We start from the raw sequence: 18,820 nt of genomic DNA on the forward strand, positions 1-18,820 counted from the left end.
CCTTCAAAACCGAAAGCTACACCCGTTCCCGTCGGGGCGGCGTCTTCAATGCCCGCCTATAGCTGCAATTACAAATCCAAATCCGGCAGCGGCGGCTTTTACAAAGACGACGGCCCGATGAGCGATTTGCCCGACAATATCAACCAGATCGCCGAACCGACCCCGCGCTGGGAGCCTTTGCATAAATGGGCCAACCGCCCCTATACCGTGCTCGGCCTTTCGTTCACGCCCCTGCAGGCGCCGGGGCAACTGAGCGAGCAGGGTATGGCCAGCTGGTATGGCCGGAAATTCCACGGCCAGAAAACCAGTACCGGCGAAGTCTACGACATGTTCCAGATGACCGCTGCGCACCCGACGCTGCCGCTACCGAGCTACGCACGCGTCACCAATGTCAAAAATGGCCGCAGCGTGATTGTGCGTGTGAATGACAGGGGGCCCTTCCATAAAGGTCGCGTGATGGATTTATCGTTCCTCGCTGCTTGCCGGCTGGGTTATGCCACTGGCGGCAGCGCCGAAGTCAAAGTCGAAAGCCTGCTGCCAGGCGATGCACCGGGCAGCATCATTGCCGCAGCAGCTCAAGCCACGCCGGCACCCGCACAGCCCATTGCGCCGCGTGCGATTCCAATCGCCGATCAGGGCGGCGCCGTGTTTGTTCAACTGGGCGCATTCAGCTCGATCCAGAACGCCGAAAGTTTCAAAGCCCATTTGATGCGCGAGCTGGATAAAGACAGCAATAAACTCGCAATCCATAGCAGTAACAAGCTGCACCGCGTCAAACTCGGCCCCTATGCCAACCGCGAGCTCGCGCTGGCCGCGATCAGGGAATTGACTGGCGACCGAAATCTGCGCGCCGTCGTCGCACAATAAGCTTTTTGCTGCGTAAAACATTTGCTCGGAGTCTTTGTGAAATCATTGCGCCTGATGGCTTTGCTACTCGTCCTGCTGGGTCCAACCAGCCAGGCCGAATCCTTGTTTGATTCCGAAGACGGCAATCTGGATCTCAGCCACTATTTGCTCAATCAAAAAGGCTTTTTGCCGGTGCCGATTCTGATTACCGAACCTGCACTTGATTATGGCGGCGGGATTGGCGCGCTGTGGTTTAACGAATCGTTTGCAGAAAAACAGGCCAGCGAAGGTCAGTTTGCCGTTCCGACAATGGGCGGCTTATTCGGTTTCAAGACCGGCAATGGCAGCTGGGGCGCAGGCGGCGGCTATTTCATTCCGCTCGATCATGACCGCTACCGTTATCTTGGCGGCGCAGGCAAATTCAATCTGAATCTCGATTACTACTCGCTCTCCGGCCAGCAAAATGCCTATGCTTTTGAAGGCGTCGGACTGATTCAGCAACTACTGGCTCGAATCGGCGATTCAAACTGGTTTATCGGTCCACGCTATGTGTACGCCCGCACCGAAGCACAATTTGCTTCGAATCGTCCCGCTGAAATCATTCCAAATAATCTGGATATACAAATCGGCCAGCTCTCGCTGCTGATCGATTACGACTCGCGCAACAATCTACTGACACCATCGGCAGGTAGTTTCATCGAAGCCGAACTCGGCGCGGTACGCGAAGCTCTCGGCGCCAATGTCGAATACAACAGTTTCAATTTGCGCGGCTATCACTATCAAGCCCTGGGCAAGCAATGGATACTGGGTCTACGCGCCGATCAGCGCATCGTCGGCAATGATGCGCCATTTTTTGCACTGCCTTATATCACGCTGCGCGGCATCCCCGCCCTGCGTTATCAGGACAGCAAAACCTCGGTGCTTGAAACCGAATTGCGCTGGAATCTGAATTCACGCTGGGCGCTGGTCGGCTTTGTCGGCGCAGGCAAAGCCTATGGCAAACGTGATAGCTGGGATGATAGTGAATTGGTCGTGGCCGGAGGTGGCGGCTTCCGTTATCTGATCGCCAGCAAACTGGGGCTCTACGTCGGCGCTGACGTCGCACGCGGCCCGGAAGAAAGTGCCGTCTACATTCAGGTTGGCAGTGCCTGGCGGTAATCGGAAAACTGCTTAACCCGCCGCCAGCAAACAGGGGTAGATCACCCCAAGCCAATTTAATAGAGGCTGATACAAACATACCAAGCAGACGCGGCCGCCATATCCTATCGCCCGAACAGGCTGCGTTTTTTGCTGGATTTGGGATTTTTCTTCGAGCGGCTGGGCCAGTCACAGCTGCAACAATCAAAGAAATCAAGGCAGTCAGGATCACAGCCCGGATCACAATCGCCGCGTTGATAACGCCACGGACGTGGCGGCATACTTATGGCATGTATATCACTACAGCGCTTTAAGCGCATACGTAGTAGAGCTATACCCCCAACAGCGCCAAAGCGCCGTATCACCCGGTATCCCAGAGCCGAACAGCTGGCACGCCCAGTGTGGCAGCGATAGGCGCAATGAAATCCCTTATAAGGCGAAATATAACGCTGATAAATGCGAATCAGCAGCAAGGCTGTCGCACGCGCTGGCATTAGCGCAGCCCCGGGTGATCGCGCTGCGGTTTATCGAGCCAGTAACCTTGCACCTGATCGACACCGAATTCGATCAGCATTTTGAAAATCTCTTCGTTTTCAACAAACTCGGCAATCGTGATTTTGCCCAGATCATGCGCCATGCTGACCATGCCACGAACGAAAATCTGGCTGTCGGTATCATTTTTCAGATCGCGGATAAATAGCCCGTCGATTTTCAGTACATCGGCCTTGAGCTGTTTCAAATAGGCAAATGAGGCAAAGCCCACGCCAAAGTCATCCAGACAAACGACGCAGCCGGTTGCACGCAGCGCATCAATAAAACGCTGTGCATCGCTCATATCGGACACCGCGGAAGTCTCGGTCAGCTCGACCAGCAACCGCGATGGACTCACATTCAAGCGCATCAATTGCGACTGGATATAGTGCGGCAATTGCGGATCATCAAACGAGCGGCCAGAGACGTTCACTGCAATCGACGGACAATCCGGATAAGTGGCCAGTAAATGAATGACTTTCTGGATCACCCAGCGATCCAGATCCAGAATCTTGCCAGTTTTTTCAGCGTGCGGAATAAACTGATTCGGCATGATGACGCCATCGGGCGCAGCGCTATCTTTCATCCGCACCAGCGCCTCCAGATGCGCCAGCGACTTATCGTGACAATGATAAATACCCTGAAAATGCAGCTCGAAACCATCGTGCTCAAGCGCATCGACAATCCTTTCCTTCCACGACAAGCGCGACATTTCAGATTTGGAATGATCGGCATCAGGCCGGTAGAGCCGCCAGGTTCCTTTGCCGGCCGCCTTGGCCTGATACATCGCCGAATCGGCATGCGCAACCAGCTCGGTCGAATTTTCGGCATGCAGCGGATACAGCGCAACGCCAACCGACGAGCTGGGGCGCATCGGGTGCGTTCCGGCCATAAACTGGATTTGCGAAATCGTGTTAACGACCCGGTCAGCCAGCTTGCTCACTTCCTGTTCGCTGCACTCGGGCAGCAAAATGGCGAACTCATCACCACCGAGGCGAGAAAAAACTTCGTGCCGCCTAACCTGCTTGTTGATTTCCTGAGCAATGGTTTTGAGCAATTCATCACCCACGGCGTGACCGAAGCTGTCGTTGACGTGTTTGAATTCGTCCAGATCGAAAAAGACCAGCGCCATCGTTTGCTGACGCCGATCCGCTTCGGACACCATACGTTCGAGTTCCTGCTGAAAGCGATGGCGGTTATACAAACCGGTCAGCGCATCGCGCTCGGCCAGATTAACCATTCTTTCGGCCAGCATGCGCTGATGCGTTACATCCTCGTAAACCCATAAACGGCCATTGGTACTGCCTTTCTGATCGAGAACCCGGTAGCAATTTTGCGTCACGATACGACCATCGTTCATCGTGACTTCACCAAAATCGACGCGCTCTTCGATCAGCGATAATTCTTCCAGATAAATCGACAGGATATCGCCCAGCTGCGGCCGGTTTTTAGCCTGCTGCAAAACCTGGCCAATCGGCCGGTGGTTCGCCAGATCGGCGCTGCCCACTCCCCACAACTCACAAAATGCTGGGTTAAAAAACACGACCCGGTTTTCATTGTCCAGAAACAGCACGCCAAAACGCATCGCAGCCAGCAGCGCCAGCATACGCGCACGCTCGGATTCGGCGCGCTGCAAATAGCTTTGCCCCAGCGACTGGATCTGCCGCAATTCGACCACGGCTTTGCGCAAGGTCAAGCGGTCATCTTTCATTTCGCTATTGTCACGAATGCTGGCGCGCACGCCCAGAAACTGCCCTTGCGCGTCCACCAGCGGCAACCAGCTCATTGCAGCCCAGAACAGCGTCCCATCGCGTCGAACAGCCCGGAACTCATAATCGGGTTGCGTCCCATGCTCGAGCAATGCCTGTTTGAGTGCCAATTCCAGCCGGGTACGCTCTTCGGGGGTCGCCAGCGACAATGGAAAATCGGGCAATAACTGACATTCATTGACCGAATAACCCGTCATGCGCTCGACCGAGGCATTGACCCATAGCAGCTTGCCTGCAGGGCTGAGCCAGAGCTCGGTGCTATAGGTGTGATCGGCAATCGCATGAAACTTGGCTTCCGATTGCAGCAATGCCTGCACCCGATCACGAATCACTCGTGCCATTTCGTTAAAACGGTGCGTAATCAGCGCCACTTCGTCGTAGCCGGACGGCTCGGTCAGTGTTTCATAATGCCCCTGACTAGCCAGCTCGGCCGCGCTGATAATCCTGTACAAATGCCGGGTCAGCCAGCTCCCCAGCATGGTCATCAGCACGATGGTCGTTAGCAAACCAGTCAACAGCATCAAACCAGTTTGCCAAAACAGCCGTTTGGCCGCGTCGTAAATCGCCTGATTGCTGATCCCGAAGCGTAATTCGCCCAGAAACTCGCCGGCGTATTCGATCTTGGTGCTGCCGTGAATCAAGGTTAAGTCCAGCAGCCCCATCTGTTCGGGATGGGTCAACGCGGGCATCGGCTGCGCCACATCCCAGCCGCGCGCAGCAATAATTTGCTGTTTGGGATTGAGTAAAACCAGATAGTCGAGTCCGTCGCTGGTGCGGATGCCATCAAGCATATCGCTAGCCTTGGCCAGATCGCCGCTCAGCAAGGGCAAGCTGAACGAGGTGCTGAGCAGACGGGAAAGCTCCTGCACCCGTGCAGCCGTCACCTGCTGCACCATCTCGCTCCAGATACGTGACGTATTCATCAGGAGCACGATGAGCAACAGCGTTTGCACCATCATGGTGGCAATAATCAGTCGCGTTCTTAGCGAGGAAAAAAGGGAGTTGCGTAGCATGCCCTGAGCTTACTATTTTTTGTCGTGCTTGATATTAGTTTTATGCATCCGGCAAATCAATTTCCACAAGAAATCAATCCCTTAGCATTCACCCCGCCATCAAGGCTGTGAACAGACAACAACACCCCCGCTGCCGAAACTGCCAGCAACTTATCTGCTCAGCAATTTGATAAAGACTTTTGATCGGCGCTGATAGTTATAAAGCAGTTTTTTCTCAATCGGCAGCACATCGACCGTCGCCTGCGTAAAGCCGCGCTCGACAAACCAGTGACTGGTTCGTGTCGTCAATGCAAACAGCTTTTCCATCCCCAGCCCGCGCGCCTGTTGCTCGACGTGGCGCAGCAAATCGGCACCCCGGTCTTCGTCGCGATAATCGGGATGGATCACCAGACACGCCAGCTCGGCCATTTTGCTCTCGGTAAATGGATGGATCGCGACGATGCCGACGATTTTGCCATCGTGCTCCAGCACCGAGTAGCGATGGACTTCGCGCTCCAGCAGTTCACGTCCGCGTTTAACCAAGACCCCCTGCTCTTCCAGCGGCTCGATCAGCGCCAGCATGCCGCCGATGTCGTCAATCGTTGCGCCGCGCAAGGTTTCAAGCGAAGCGCGCGAAATCATCGTGCCGATGCCATCGTGCGTAAACAGCTCCATCAGCAAACTGCCGTCAACATGATGCGTAATCAGGTGCGCCCGCTTGACGCCCTGACGCACCGAGCGCACCGCACAGGGCAGATACAGTCGAACGTCTTCGCTGGCATCGGGGTGCTGAGCCAGAAACTGCTCGGCCTCGACCGCGGTCAATTCGGTTTGCAGCTCGCCTTCATCATTAACGACGCCTTGCGAGCCGAACATAAACAGCAGCTTGTCGGCCTTGAGCGCAATCGCCGTACTGGTCGCGACGTCTTCGAGTGTCAGATTGAAAATCTCGCCGGTCGGCGAATAGCCTATGGTCGACAACAGCACCATTTCGCCGTCGTCGAGCCGATAATTGATCGCCGTCGTGTCAACCTTGCGCACTTCGCCGGTGTATTGCAGATCAATGCCGTCGCGCACCCCCATCGGTTGCGCAGTCACAAAATTACCGGCCGAAACGCGGATATCGGCGTTCGCCATCGGTGAATTAGCCAGCCCCATCGACAACCACGATTCGATTTCAACGCGCACATGGCCGGCGGCCTGAATCACGCATTCGAGCGCCTGCTGGTCAGTAACGCGGACACCATTGTGATATTGCGGTGGCAAGCCACGCTCGGCCATCCTCGCTTCGATCTGCGGCCGCGCGCCGTGGACGACCACCAGCCGCACACCCAGACTCGTTAGCAGATTGATGTCGTGCGTCAGCGTCGCAAACTTGCCGTCGCGAACGACTTCGCCGCCGAGCGCAATGACAAAAGTGCGCCCGCGAAATGCGTGGATATACGGCGCAGCCTGACGAAACCATTGAACAAAATCTTGCATGAAGCTGCCTCTATGGCAAAAAGTTAAGCGTGGGTATATCGCTATACAACAATAATAACAAAGGCTATCGAGCAATACCCATCAATAAGCACCGTGGCCGCTCACCACCGTCCTGATCGTTTTACAGACAATTGCAATGTCGTACCACAGATTCCAGTTTTTCACGTACCACGCGTCGAGCGCAACGCGTTCGGCGTAAGTCGTGTCATTACGCCCGGACACCTGCCACAGGCCGGTCAGGCCGGGGCGCGCTTCGAGATAGAAATCGACTTTGTCGCCGTAGCGTTCGAGTTCGGCGTCGATAATCGGGCGCGGGCCGACCAGACTCATTTCACCACGGATCACATTCCACAATTGCGGAATCTCATCGAGGCTGGTCTTGCGCAGAAAAGCGCCGATTTTTGTGATGCGCGGGTCATTTTTCAGTTTGAAATCAAGCTCCCACTCGGCCTTGGCCGCCGGGTCGGTCGCCAGCAGATGTTCGAGCACTTCCTGACTATTGTGCACCATGGTGCGAAATTTCCAGCACTTGAACGGCACGCCGTTCATGCCGACACGCACATGACCAAAAAACACCGAGCCGGGGCCGCCTTCCTGTTTGACGCGCCACAGCACATAAGCCAGCAGCGGCGACAGCAGCAATAGCCCGACGCTGGCGCCGAACAGATCAAAAGCGCGCTTGAGTACAATCAGCGGCCTCACCATCAGATTATTGCGCACACGCAAGAGCAGCACTTCATGGCTGAAAAAATGATGGGGAACCACGCCAAACAGCGGCAGGCCGGCAATCGGCGGAATGATGTGGATGTCCTTATAGCGCAGCGACAATTGCTCGACCTGATTTTCAAGCTGGCGCAACTCATCTTCATCGACCGCAATCACCACATGCGGGCGGCCATGATCGGTCAGCCATTTCAGCAAGTCTTCGCGCGGCAGTTTGACGACCGGGATTTGGACGGCTGAGCCAGACCGCCCGTCGAAAGCCAGCGCATCCGGCGCCTGATCGTCAATCGACAGAAAAGCCTGCACTTCAAAACCGAGCTGGCGCTCCGAAGTCATCGCACGATAGGCATCCTGCGCATTGATCCCGGCACCGATGATGACGGTCGGCAATTGCCAGATCCCGACCTTGAGCAACCATGACTTCATAGCCACTCGCGCGTACGGCAGCAAAATCAGCGCCATACCCCACGACACTGGCCACAGGAAACGCGAAATCGTGAATTTGCCGAGCAGCACCAGCATGCCGTTCAGCAAACCGGCCAGCAGCAAGGTTTTCAGGATCGCCAGCAGCTCGTCCCAGAACGGTAGCCGCAAGCTGTAATGGCCGCGCGCCCAGAAATTGACAACGGTAATGATCGCCAGCCCCAGAAAAGCCAGCCCCTGCTGGCGACCTTCCCACAGCCACCACAGCTCCATACTGGCGCCGATGCGCTCGTAGCGGAAAACCCATAGCAAGAGCATCGCAATACCGAACGATACGCCGAGCGCCAGAAAATCGGCCAAAGCCAGCCAGGGTTTGGCGCGTTCGGCTTGCAGGTGTTTGTTATTTGCAGAAGTCACGAGAAATCCAATTCATCAATGCCATACGCGGCATAAAGTTCGGTCATCATTTGATCGAGTGAATAATGCTGCTGCGCAAAAACGCGCGCCTGTGCGCCCAGCCGCAAGCGCAAATCGGCGTCGTTGACCAGCTGAGTCAATCGTTGCATAAATTCGTCGGCCAGCCGCTCGTCGGTCACACCCTCGTCAGCCGTTCCGGCCAGATAACCGTTTTCGCCATCGTGCACCAGATCGCGGTTGCCGACCACATTCGTCGCCACCACCGGCAAACCGGCCGCCATCGCTTCGATCACCGCGACCGGCAAGCCCTCCCAGCGGCTGGTCTGAATATAGATATCGAGCGTCGCCAGCTGCTGCAAGGCAAAGCTGCGTTCGCACCAGCCCGTTACGTTCACGCCAGCAGCCTTCAGGGTCGCCTCGCTGTGCGCGTCGCCACCGCCGATCCAGATAAAATCAACGCCAAGATCGCTGCATTTTGCTGCAATGCCGGCGAACAGCTCCGGATTGCGCGCCATCGTCACGCGGCCGACCGTGCCGATGCGTAATTTATATGGTCGGGCGCGTTGCAGCCCGGATGCGCAATGCGCCAGCTCAATCGCGGCCAGATCGACGGCATTGTTCACGACTTTCACATTAGGTGAAAGATGTTGGCGTATTTCTTCACCCTCCGACGGCGAGCAAGCCAGAAAAGTTACCGGCACACCGGCGAGGATTTTTTCGATGCCGAGAAAAATGCCGTTTTTCAACCGCCCTTCAGCACGCTGCAAAAATGACAGCCCGTGCGGCGAGAAAAACCAGCGCGGCCCCGCCTTGCCCGTCCACGCCAGACTGACCAGCCGCCCGACAGCGCCGGCTTTACTCGAATGCAGATGAACGATATCGGGTTGCAAATCCTTGATCCAGCGATACAAGGCTCGCGCCGAGCGAAAATCGTTCAGCGGATGAATCGCGCGCTGCATCGGCAAATGAATGCACTTCACCTCAGGTGCAAACAGCTCACGCCAGTTTTGCGGTGTTTCTTCGCGCACCGAATGAATCACACTCACCCGATGGCCATCGGCGCTCTGCCGGTTGGCCATCGCCGAAACCATTGATAAGGTACCGGCGCCAAAAGATTCAACGACATGCAGGATATGTTTCATGTCTTGTTCCCGCGAAATTTGGCTTTGATTTTAAACGCCAGCTCATACGGCAATGCCAGCAATACCGCAGTTCTGGCCATGCCGAGCAAGGCCGATGGCGAGCCGTCAAAATACTTGCGTTGCAGCTTCAAGCGCGATTGCAATTGGATTTTGCGCTTGCCGAGTGAAATGCCGTTCGGATCAAGCTCGTAACGGATCAATACTTCAGGCAGATTGGCCACCTTGAACCGCTGCGCCATCGCCCAGAACATCGCGTAATCCTCAGCCGCCGGTGCATCGAGCGGATACATCCCCACCGCATCCGCTGCAGCCAGGCGGAACATCACGCTTGGATGAATATACGCCGAGTTTTTCTTCATATAGCGCACGATGTCCTGGTGCGTACACGGATGGCGTAAAACGAATTGCTCAACGTCGTTCTGATCAACAAAACTCGCCGCGCCACCGACCAATACTACCTCAGGGTATTGCGCCAGAAATGAGATCTGGCGGGCGATGCGATCAGATACATTGCAGTCGCCGCAATCGAGTCTCGCAATCAATTCATACTGCCGCTGCTTCGCCCAGAGCAGACCGGCATTCAGCGCGCCTTCGATGCCGTGATTTTGCGGCAACTTCAACAGATGCAGCTCGCCACAGCCGCGATACGCAGCCCGCAGCGCACTTTCAGCCGCCCCATCCAGCGGAGCGCGAACGCTGCCGTCATCAACAACCAGCACATCACACGGCTCGTCCGCGCCGATGCTCGCCAGCGATTTGGCCAGCGCTTCGGGGTTGTTGTAATGCGGGATCAGCAATAAGACCTGATGGTGCTGTTGTTCATTCATTGATTGAGTTCCAGTAACTGCCAGCCTAACTGTTCGGACTTCAGATGAGCGCCATATTCGAAATGCAAAATTTGTCGGCCTTCACTGGCAAGGCTTTTTGAAGACGAATGCCAAAGCAGCGGCGACATGAGCAGCAAATCACCAACGGCGGCTTCGCAATATTCAATTTGCCCCTCATCCACCGAAAAGGCATCGCGGTGGATACCCTGAAGATGCGACCTGGGCAGTACCTTGAGGCAACCATTGCGCGATGTGGCCGGATCAAGATGCAGCCGGAATGTCACCATCGATTGCAACACATCCAGCGGCGGCTGCACATGCAAGACGCCGTCTTTTTCCGACCATATATCCCAGCCCGGCTCGTCGAAACGCGATTGAGCAGTCACCGTAATATCTTGATGCCAGCTCACCAGCCAGTTCTGCTCAGGTATTTTATCAAACCAGATACCCCGAACCAGACGCGCCTCATCCGACAACAACTGGGCAGCCATGGTGGCAACAACTCCGTTTTTGGCAAAAGCTGCCAATTTGCCGGATTTTTTCTCGATGTGCCGAACTCCACCCCGGCCAACCGGGATGCCCAACTGTGCCAGCTCGGCCTTTAACTCCATGCATTCCTGCGGCGAAACCGCCGATCTGATCCACGCAAAACCCTGCGAGTCGAGCTGCCGGCGAATGGTTTTCAATTCCATTTCCCGATTCCCAAACCGCGTTTGATCGCGCGGGCGAGTGACAGCGGCAGCACGTATGAGACGCTGGCTTTGGCCAGCTTGGCCGCCGAGCGAGGGCTCCAGTCAAAATGCCGCGCCAACAGCTTGATCCGCATCGCCTGCTGGCGGCGGCGACGGCTCATCGAAATGCCGGCGTCGTTGTATTCGCTGCGCGTCAGCACTTCGGGCAGGTTCGCGGTGCGATAGTGTTGGACGAATTGCCAGAACCACGCGAAATCTTCGGCATTTTTGCAGTCGGTCGGATAGAGGCCAATTTCGCACACGCCGGCCATGCGGAACATCACCGCCGGATGAGTGAAAGCGTTGTCGTCGTGCATCTGGCGAACAATGGCTTCGTGCGTTTGCGGCTGATGAATGGTAAATCGATCTCCGCTACCATCAAAAAAAGTCACCGCCGAGCCAAGCAGGTAGACGTCGGGGTTGGCATCGAGAAAAGCGGCCTGTCTGGCAAAACGATCTGGCGCAACGAGATCGTCGCAATCGAGTCGAGCACCGTATTGATAGCCAGCGGCAATCATGGCTTCCAGCCCGGTATTGAGCGCATATTCGATGCCGCAGTTTTTGGGCAAGTAAAAAAAGCATACTTCGCCCCGCGCCTTAAAAGCCTGACGGGCGGCGGCTTCGTCGATTTTCGCCTTGCTGCTGCCGTCGTCGACAATGATGGCATCAATCGTTTCGGAATGACCAATCGACGCGAGCGAGGCGTACAAGCCTTGCGGGTTATTGAAATGCGGGATTAATACAGCGCTGCGGTTCATGCAAGCTCATCCGGTTGATTTAACAGGGCAGTCCACTGCTGCACAGTGCTTTGTTGTGAATAATGTGTGGCCCGCTGGCGCAGGAAATATTGCAACTGCCCGGCTTGGCTTTGTTGACGGATGATCAGTTCGGCTAGCGCTTCGCCTGTTGCTTCATCGACGACAAAATCGCTGCGCCGCCCAGCGAACAGCTCATATACCCCACCCGCGTTTGTGCTCACAACCAGCAGCCCCATTGGCATAGCTTCCAATACCACCAAGGGGCAACCTTCAAAATTCGAAGTCAGCAGCAGTACATCGGCGTTCGCCAGATAGTCACTCACATGATCCTGCCTGCCGGCAAAAGTAATCTGTTTCGCGAGCGAGCGGTGCTCGATTTCACTGCGTAATTCATCCTCAAGCGGGCCGTCGCCAACGATGGTCAGCTGCGCCTGAACACCTCGCAGCGTAAGCGCAACCAGCGTGTCGATCCACAACTGAGGCTGTTTTTCTGTCGCGATTCGACCGACATAGAGCATGCGCAAAGGTTCGTCGGCAGCGCGTTCAATGCGCGCAGGCAAAGCTTGCGCGGCGTCGACAAAGTTTGGCAACACCTGCCAGCCGGATTTAGGCGGAGTTTCGAGCCAGCGCGCCATCGAGTTGCGGGCGTGTTCGGAAACAAAAACCAACTCATTTAAGCGCCGGTAAACAAACTGACAGGCTGCACGATGTACCGGGTTCATTTTGGCAAAAGCATCAAGTTCGTAAAATGGCCCGTGCACCCAGGCAATCACGCGCTTTTTCAATCCCAGCGTTGCGCAATACGCCATATACAGCGGCAGCAGAAAAGTTCCGGCGATCACCACATCATGCTCGCGCGCAATTCGCCGCGCTGCGCGCCAGCCTGAAAACCATGTCAACGGCTTCAGCGGCTGCCACTTCGGCGCAAGCTCTGACAAATCGACGACTTTGACCCGCTCAATGCGCGCAGCCCACAAATTGCGCGATCCGCCGAGCAGCACCAGCGTGACGTCGAAACCCTGCGCAGCCAATCCTTCGCCAACCAAGACAGCACAACGCTCGACCCCGCCGAGACCCAGATCGCGTAGAAATATCGCAATTTTCATGGTTTAAGTTTGCGCCACAGCGCATCCGACATTGCCAGCCGCAGCGTCTGTTTGAGCAGCGTTTTGCGCTCGGCTTTCGGTGGTGGCATTTGCAGCGCCAGTTTCAATGCGCGCGGAAAATCAAATACATTCACGCCACGGCTGCGCTGCAAAGTGGCCAGCCAAAATTCGCCCAGCGCGCCACGACATTCAGGCTGCAAGGCGATCAGTTGCGTGAAAAAGTCGCACATCCACAGCCATTCGGCGTGATTCAGAATCCGCGTCGGTTCAGCCAGTTTGGCAAATTCGCAGGCTAGGGGCTGCAATGCCACTGGCAGCGCGACGCGGGCGTATTGCTCGCGCACGCGTTGCGCAGTGATCAGCAGTGCGGTTTTTTTCGCCTGCGTCACCTGCCCCGGATGCGTGCGGTACTGCAGCAATACTTCGGGAATGTTGGCGAACCGGGCATTGCTGGTCGCTGCAATCTGGCACCACAGCGCGTAATCTTCGGCATGCGGTGCGTCAGCAGGATAGGGATTGGCCTTGAGCAGCGCAGAGCGAGCCAGAATCGACGGGTGCGCAATCGGCGTATTGAACAGCAACGCCAGACGGATTTGCGCGTCGCTGACCGGCGTATGCCACTGTCCCGATCTGTCGCCAATAAAACCGACCCAGCTACCGCAAATATCGGCACCCATTTCGACACAATAGGCGATTTGTTTTTCAAGTCGGTCGGGCGTGCAAATATCGTCGGCGTCGATGCGGGCGATCCACTCGCCTTGTGCCGCAGCGATGCCTTCGTTGAGCGTCGCAATCAGCCCGCGATTTTCACGGCTGATGATTTTGAAACGCTGATCACGCGCAGCAGCCGCTTGCAACAGGCTTAAAGTGGCATCGCTCGATCCATCGTCAATGGCAATACACTCCCATGCTGTATAGCTCTGCATTTCAATACTATCGAGCGTTTGCTGCAAATACCCTACCGAATTAAAGCAGGGCAAAACAAAGGAAACCAGACTGTCATTCATGTTGTACACCTTGCCGCACGGACTCTGTGCGGATTTCGCGGCTGATTTGCCAGGCTTGCCAGCCAAAGAGCAGCGTAATAAATGTTTCAACGATCAAAACCGATTGCGCAGCACGAATACCCGCTACGCCAGACCCCGGAACCAGTATGCACATCAGCGCCACATTCAGTAATCCGGCGGCAACCAACACCCGGCTAAAATAACGCTCACGCCCAAAAACCAGCAAGGTTTGCTGGCCGAAAACCAGCGATACCGAGCCGAGCACAATCACCGGCGCAAACCAGACCATAATCATTTGCGAATCGCTCAGCGCAATAAAAGCGCGCGACAGGCCAAAATCAGCGCCAAACAGACTCACACTCAGCGGCGTGAACACAGGAACAAACAATGCCAGCGCCAGCGTCATCACCAGCCCGACGCCGCCCTGAATCAGTAATGCTTTTTTGATCAACGCCAGCGCAGCAATTTTATTCTCGACGGCCAGCTTGGCAATGCGCGGATACATTGCCTGCACCAAGGGGCCGATCAAGCCTTGCGCGATATAAACCAGCTTGCTCGCAGCGGCAAACAGGCCGACTTGCAGCGGCACTGAAAACATCCCGAGCAGTACCGTCGTCGAAGTCGTATACAGACTGGTTGAAATCGCCGACAGAAAAAACGGCCAGCTGGCACGCAGAGCATCGCGCAATTCGGCCAGCTGGATACTCACCCATTGCGGGCGAGGAATTCCCCAACCGGTGAACCACCACACGACGCCCGCCAGAATTTGCGGCATCGCCTGCAGAATCACCGCGAGAACGACATCATTCGGACCGCTGACGAAATACAGCAAAAAACCGAGCATCAGCGCGCGGGCAAACACCATCAGCCCTGAGGCGAGCTGCAACTTCTCGAAACCCTGGAAATACCACAATGGAAACAGCACCGAGCTGGCCAGATACAGCTGGCTGACCACAAACACTTCGGCGTGTTCGCGCCAACTCGACAAACTGAAAGTCAGCAGCAGTAAAATCACGCTTGAAGCGACCATCAGCAGCACTTTCGCCCACGTCACACGCCAGAAAATCCGTGCCGCGGCCTTAGGATCATCACGCACCTGGGCAACGTCACGCACCGCAGACAGATTGAAACCAAAATCGGTCAGCAGCACGCCGTACTGGATACAGGCAAAGGCGAAGTTCATCACGCCAAAGCCGGCACTACCAAGCTGCACCAGTAAAAACGGGAAAGTGACAAACGAGACGACGTAGTTAAGCCCCTGTACCAAGTACAGTGCAAAAATATTCGTCCGCAAACGCGCATCAACCACGCCAATCCCCCGCTCATCAAGGCTTGCGGGCCATCGCCATCGCAAGTTGGGCGTATTTTACGCGGATCGGCGCTGGACGCTGTAACAGAGTTCGATCTATTGCGATGAATTGCCTTGACCGCTCAGGCTTGCTGGTGGCGAAGCGATCTGGCCGTTGACCCAGTAGATTTTTCGGCGTGGGGTTTGTATGAGCCCGTTGTATTGCACAACTTCGTGCTGACCGGCGGAGGCTGCTTGCGCCAGCTGGCGTTCTTGCTGCGTAAAAAACAGCCGCCCCCAGTCGTCTCCCTGCGCGGTCGCTGCAATCAGCAATAAAACCGGCCACCACTTCATTGTCCTACCCCATTCTCTTCGGCAGCGATAGTCAGCCAGTCATAGCGACAATCCACTGCAATCCCCGGACTCGCCGCCTCGGACTCAATCCGTTTCAATTCACAAGACCGTGCCACTGCACGCCCCGGCAAAGCCGCCAACCGGCGCTGGAAATACGAAAAATCCTGTTCATCACGCGCCCGCCATTGCAGCTGCATTTCGCTGGCGTAAAGTGCCAAACCCTGTTCATCAGTCAGCAAGCGCCTTTGCGCAGCAAAACTGTAATCCAGTTGCGGCCAACGGTGCTTGAACTCGGAAAGTGCTTCCAGCCATTCCAGCCGGTGTTCGTCTCCCAGCACACCGCTGCCTTGCAGTTGCTCATACAGCGGCTGGTATTGCCGAAACAGTTGCGCCTTGCTGTCCATTTCTTGCGCCGACTGCGCCAGTGCGGCGAGCTGCTGCCGGGTCTGCCGGTATCTGTTTTCGTTCAGAACCAGATAAGTCCGACAGCCAATCAGCAGCGCAGCGGCCAGCACGATTGCGCTCAGCAAAGTCAATAACTGCGGCCGAAGCAAGGCCCAATCCTGCGCGGTGAAATATTTCATAATTTCACCTCGATCAGCCATTGCCCATCCGGATCATGAGCGCCAGCGGCAGAGTTGATTGCCACCTCGGGGCGAAGATCCAGTGGCCATTGCTTGACGCTGACCTGCGCGCCCGGCCAGCTTTGCAGCGCAAGCACCAATCGATTGATCTGCGAAAGTGCCGCACGGTACGAGGTCGAATTTTGCAGTCGCCCACCGAAAACCAGTATTTGCACCGGCCGATTTTCATCGGTACTGGCCACTTTCTGAGTCATTTTTTCCGTCGCCGACCAGCTCACCCCGTCGATGATCAGATCGGGATGATTGAGCAAAACCTGACTAAGTTTTTGCAAAACCGGTTCGATTTGCGGCGCAGCGGCTATCTGCGACTGATAAAGCCGGACGCTCCCCTGCAGCCGTCGTACTTGAGCCTCATCAGCCACCGGGCTGGCCTGTTGTGCAGAGTGATGAATCGCCCGTTGCCGCGCAATCGCTTGCTCGCCTGTGCGGGCCAATGATTGCCATTGATTCGCTTGGCGCAGGTAGCTTATCGAGAGTATTGCCGCAAAGATCAATATCAATAAGGAACTCAGCAATATACCCCTAGAAAGCACCTTAAAATTCCGATATTTTAAGGTTTCAGCCGGCGCATATTGGTTGGGCAGCCGGTGAATGATCAGCAGGCCAAACAGCAGGTCATGCCAGCAGCCGCAACAAGGCAGCTTGAGTCTGTCGGCAACCTCCGCCAGCGCCAGTCCGGCCACCCCGCTAGCCCCGGGCTCGGCATTAAAAACAATCCCGTCTGCATCATGGTTCAGCGCCAGCCTGATCGCCTGCTGATTGGCGGCCAGTGTACGGTCAAACAGACACACCACCGTCAGCATTTCGTCGTGCCCGATCAGACGCAAAGTCGCCAGATATTGCCGCGCACGGCGCACTTCGCTGGCAATATCCTGCGCCTGCAGCACCAGCGGCTGAGTGTAATGAAAACTCGCCAGCCGGGTAAAGCGCAAGCCGTGCGAAGTAAAATAACTTTGACGCAAAAAACCGGCCTCGGAGCACGACATCAACAGCAAATGCGGTGCGCCCGATCCTAGCCGTGCAACCATGGCCTGCGTGATCAGCGCGACCGAATAAATACCGAGCAATGGCGCACGCTCGGCCAGCAGAATATCGACAATTTGCAGGATCACAGCCGGATTGTTCAGTGCCGACAATTGCAAACAATCGTCCGCCCCCGTCAGACTCTGAGCCTGCCGGTAAGGCGTATCCACAAAGCGCTGCGCCAATTTGCGCGCCTGCAAGGTCAGCCTGTCCTTGCGAGCAAGCCGCGGAATGGTTTCAATCTGCAGCTCTTCATCGACCAGATCAGTGAGCAAATAAAAGCACGAGTTGCGCAACTGAGCGACAAAATGACTCAAATCGCCCAGCGTATTCTCATCACGAGCCCAGCAGGCCAGCGGCACCGTGCCGCTCTTGTCGTAGCGATAAGCCGCGAGCGATTGCTGTGTGAGCAGCAAAATCACTTCGCTCTTCATCGCAGACTCCCCAATGAATCGAAAATCGGGTTCAGCACCGATGACATCATCCACGCCAGTACAGCACCCAAAATCACCGTCAACAGCGGAGCGATCATCGCTTGTACGCGGGCAATCGATTCGCTGATGTCACGTTGATAGAAATACGCGACATTGTGCAAAGCGTGATCAAGTGCTCCGGTACTTTCGCCGACGTGCAACATTCGCACCAGCAAGGGCGGAAACAAGCCGACACTGGCAAAACTGTTGCTGAGCGATTGACCGGAATGAATTCGGTTGGCGATTTGCTGCAAGGCTTGTGCCACAGTCAGATTGCCGACGACGCCTTGCGTAATGCGCAAACCATCGAGCACCGGGATTCCCGCCGCATAGAGCAAAGCAAAACAGCTGGCAAAACGCGCCAGAACGATTTTATGCAGCACCGCCCCCATCATTGGCAGACGCAGCAAATAACCGTGCAGCCGCGTCCGGAACACTTCGTCGCGAGCCCATCGCCAGCGCAGGCCAGCCACACCCAGCAGCGGCAAACCTAGCATCAGCCACCAGCAACGGGTCAGCAGCATGGAGAGCCCCATCAAGAGCTGCAATCCCGGCGCAATCGGCTGCTGCATTGAGCGCATGAATTCGACCAGCTGTGGCAACAAATACAGCAGCAGAAATAGCAAAACGGCCAGCATCAGCAAGGCAACAAAAGCCGGATACATCAGTACGCGATGCATCTGGGCGAGCAGCTCGTCCTGCCATTTGAGCGACTCGGTCAGATTATTCAACACCACAGGCAAAGTACCACTCACCTCACCAGCGGCGACCAGATTGACAAACACCGGGTCAAAAACGTCCGGATGCGCAGCCAAGGCCTGCGACAGCGTCTGGCCGCCTTCGATATCACTGACAATGCCGGAAATGACCTCACGAAACGCCGGGTGAGCAAGATGTTCGCGCAAATCAATCAGGCTTTCGAGCAAGGGAAAACCTGCGCGGGTCAATTGTTCGAGATGGAAACAAAAAACAATCAGATCACGGCGGCTGATTTTTCGACGCAACAGCGCACGGCGGTGTCGGCATTCAATCAGCGTCAGCCCCAGCCTCATCAAGCGCATTTCCAGATCGGCCGGATTGATCGCAGCAAGCCGACCTTGCCGGACTCTCCCCTGATCGTCAGCAGCCCGATAGTGGTACAGCATGC

17 protein-coding genes are annotated in these 18,820 nt (G+C 56.0%); 2 read left to right on the forward strand and 15 right to left on the reverse strand.

Annotation, left to right across the window (positions count from 1 at the left end):
* The first annotated feature begins 48 nt into the window (after window positions 1–48).
* Window positions 49–867 carry a septal ring lytic transglycosylase RlpA family protein gene (locus ACG2XO_RS03445; protein ID WP_410499420.1) on the forward strand — a complete coding sequence of 273 codons (819 nt, stop codon included), beginning with the start codon at window positions 49–51 and terminating at the stop codon, window positions 865–867.
* A gap of 36 nt (window positions 868–903) precedes the next feature.
* Window positions 904–2,004: a glyceraldehyde-3-phosphate dehydrogenase gene (locus ACG2XO_RS03450; protein ID WP_410499421.1), complete on the forward strand. Its 1,101-nt coding sequence runs from the start codon at window positions 904–906 to the stop codon at window positions 2,002–2,004.
* A gap of 104 nt (window positions 2,005–2,108) precedes the next feature.
* Here ACG2XO_RS03450 and yidD read toward each other — a convergent pair whose 3' ends face one another.
* From yidD to ACG2XO_RS03525, 15 genes are all read right to left on the reverse strand, one after another.
* Window positions 2,109–2,477, reverse strand: a complete 369-nt coding sequence (gene yidD / locus ACG2XO_RS03455) for a membrane protein insertion efficiency factor YidD (protein ID WP_410499422.1) — start codon at window positions 2,475–2,477, stop codon at window positions 2,109–2,111.
* A complete protein-coding gene (locus tag ACG2XO_RS03460) occupies window positions 2,477–5,206 on the reverse strand; it encodes an EAL domain-containing protein (protein WP_410499423.1) in 2,730 nt (909 codons plus the stop codon). Before ACG2XO_RS03460 ends, yidD begins: the two co-directional genes overlap by 1 nt.
* A 240-nt stretch (window positions 5,207–5,446) precedes the next feature.
* Window positions 5,447–6,757 (reverse strand): amino-acid N-acetyltransferase, encoded by a 1,311-nt coding sequence (gene argA / locus ACG2XO_RS03465; protein ID WP_410499424.1) that lies wholly within the window; start codon window positions 6,755–6,757, stop codon window positions 5,447–5,449.
* 81 nt (window positions 6,758–6,838) lie between these two features.
* The gene (gene wbaP / locus ACG2XO_RS03470) at window positions 6,839–8,320 is read right to left on the reverse strand and encodes an undecaprenyl-phosphate galactose phosphotransferase WbaP (protein ID WP_410499425.1); all 1,482 of its coding nucleotides are present in this window, start codon (window positions 8,318–8,320) and stop codon (window positions 6,839–6,841) included.
* Window positions 8,317–9,462 carry a glycosyltransferase gene (locus ACG2XO_RS03475; RefSeq protein WP_410499426.1) on the reverse strand — a complete coding sequence of 382 codons (1,146 nt, stop codon included), beginning with the start codon at window positions 9,460–9,462 and terminating at the stop codon, window positions 8,317–8,319. Before ACG2XO_RS03475 ends, wbaP begins: the two co-directional genes overlap by 4 nt.
* Window positions 9,459–10,289 (reverse strand): glycosyltransferase, encoded by an 831-nt coding sequence (locus ACG2XO_RS03480; protein ID WP_410499427.1) that lies wholly within the window; start codon window positions 10,287–10,289, stop codon window positions 9,459–9,461. The genes ACG2XO_RS03475 and ACG2XO_RS03480 overlap by 4 nt, the downstream gene beginning before the upstream one ends.
* Entirely contained in the window at window positions 10,286–10,981 is a 696-nt protein-coding gene (locus ACG2XO_RS03485; RefSeq protein WP_410499428.1) for a phytanoyl-CoA dioxygenase family protein, read from the reverse strand. Before ACG2XO_RS03485 ends, ACG2XO_RS03480 begins: the two co-directional genes overlap by 4 nt.
* The gene (locus ACG2XO_RS03490) at window positions 10,972–11,778 is read right to left on the reverse strand and encodes a glycosyltransferase (protein WP_410499429.1); all 807 of its coding nucleotides are present in this window, start codon (window positions 11,776–11,778) and stop codon (window positions 10,972–10,974) included. Before ACG2XO_RS03490 ends, ACG2XO_RS03485 begins: the two co-directional genes overlap by 10 nt.
* On the reverse strand, window positions 11,775–12,884 hold the full coding sequence (locus ACG2XO_RS03495; protein WP_410499430.1) for a glycosyltransferase: 1,110 nt from the start codon (window positions 12,882–12,884) through the stop codon (window positions 11,775–11,777). The genes ACG2XO_RS03490 and ACG2XO_RS03495 overlap by 4 nt, the downstream gene beginning before the upstream one ends.
* The gene (locus tag ACG2XO_RS03500; RefSeq protein WP_410499431.1) at window positions 12,881–13,891 is read right to left on the reverse strand and encodes a glycosyltransferase family 2 protein; all 1,011 of its coding nucleotides are present in this window, start codon (window positions 13,889–13,891) and stop codon (window positions 12,881–12,883) included. Before ACG2XO_RS03500 ends, ACG2XO_RS03495 begins: the two co-directional genes overlap by 4 nt.
* Window positions 13,884–15,200: an oligosaccharide flippase family protein gene (locus ACG2XO_RS03505; RefSeq protein WP_410499432.1), complete on the reverse strand. Its 1,317-nt coding sequence runs from the start codon at window positions 15,198–15,200 to the stop codon at window positions 13,884–13,886. The genes ACG2XO_RS03500 and ACG2XO_RS03505 overlap by 8 nt, the downstream gene beginning before the upstream one ends.
* Before the next feature lie 96 nt (window positions 15,201–15,296).
* Window positions 15,297–15,533: a hypothetical protein gene (locus tag ACG2XO_RS03510; RefSeq protein ID WP_410499433.1), complete on the reverse strand. Its 237-nt coding sequence runs from the start codon at window positions 15,531–15,533 to the stop codon at window positions 15,297–15,299.
* On the reverse strand, window positions 15,530–16,117 hold the full coding sequence (locus tag ACG2XO_RS03515) for a hypothetical protein (protein ID WP_410499434.1): 588 nt from the start codon (window positions 16,115–16,117) through the stop codon (window positions 15,530–15,532). Before ACG2XO_RS03515 ends, ACG2XO_RS03510 begins: the two co-directional genes overlap by 4 nt.
* Window positions 16,114–17,634, reverse strand: coding sequence for a hypothetical protein (locus ACG2XO_RS03520; protein ID WP_410499435.1), 1,521 nt, complete (start codon window positions 17,632–17,634; stop codon window positions 16,114–16,116). Before ACG2XO_RS03520 ends, ACG2XO_RS03515 begins: the two co-directional genes overlap by 4 nt.
* Window positions 17,631–18,818, reverse strand: a complete 1,188-nt coding sequence (locus ACG2XO_RS03525; RefSeq protein WP_410499436.1) for a type II secretion system F family protein — start codon at window positions 18,816–18,818, stop codon at window positions 17,631–17,633. The genes ACG2XO_RS03520 and ACG2XO_RS03525 overlap by 4 nt, the downstream gene beginning before the upstream one ends.
* Between the last annotated feature and the right edge of the window lie 2 nt (window positions 18,819–18,820).

The organism is Chitinibacter sp. S2-10, assembly GCF_046530675.1.
Taxonomy (GTDB): domain Bacteria; phylum Pseudomonadota; class Gammaproteobacteria; order Burkholderiales; family Chitinibacteraceae; genus Chitinibacter.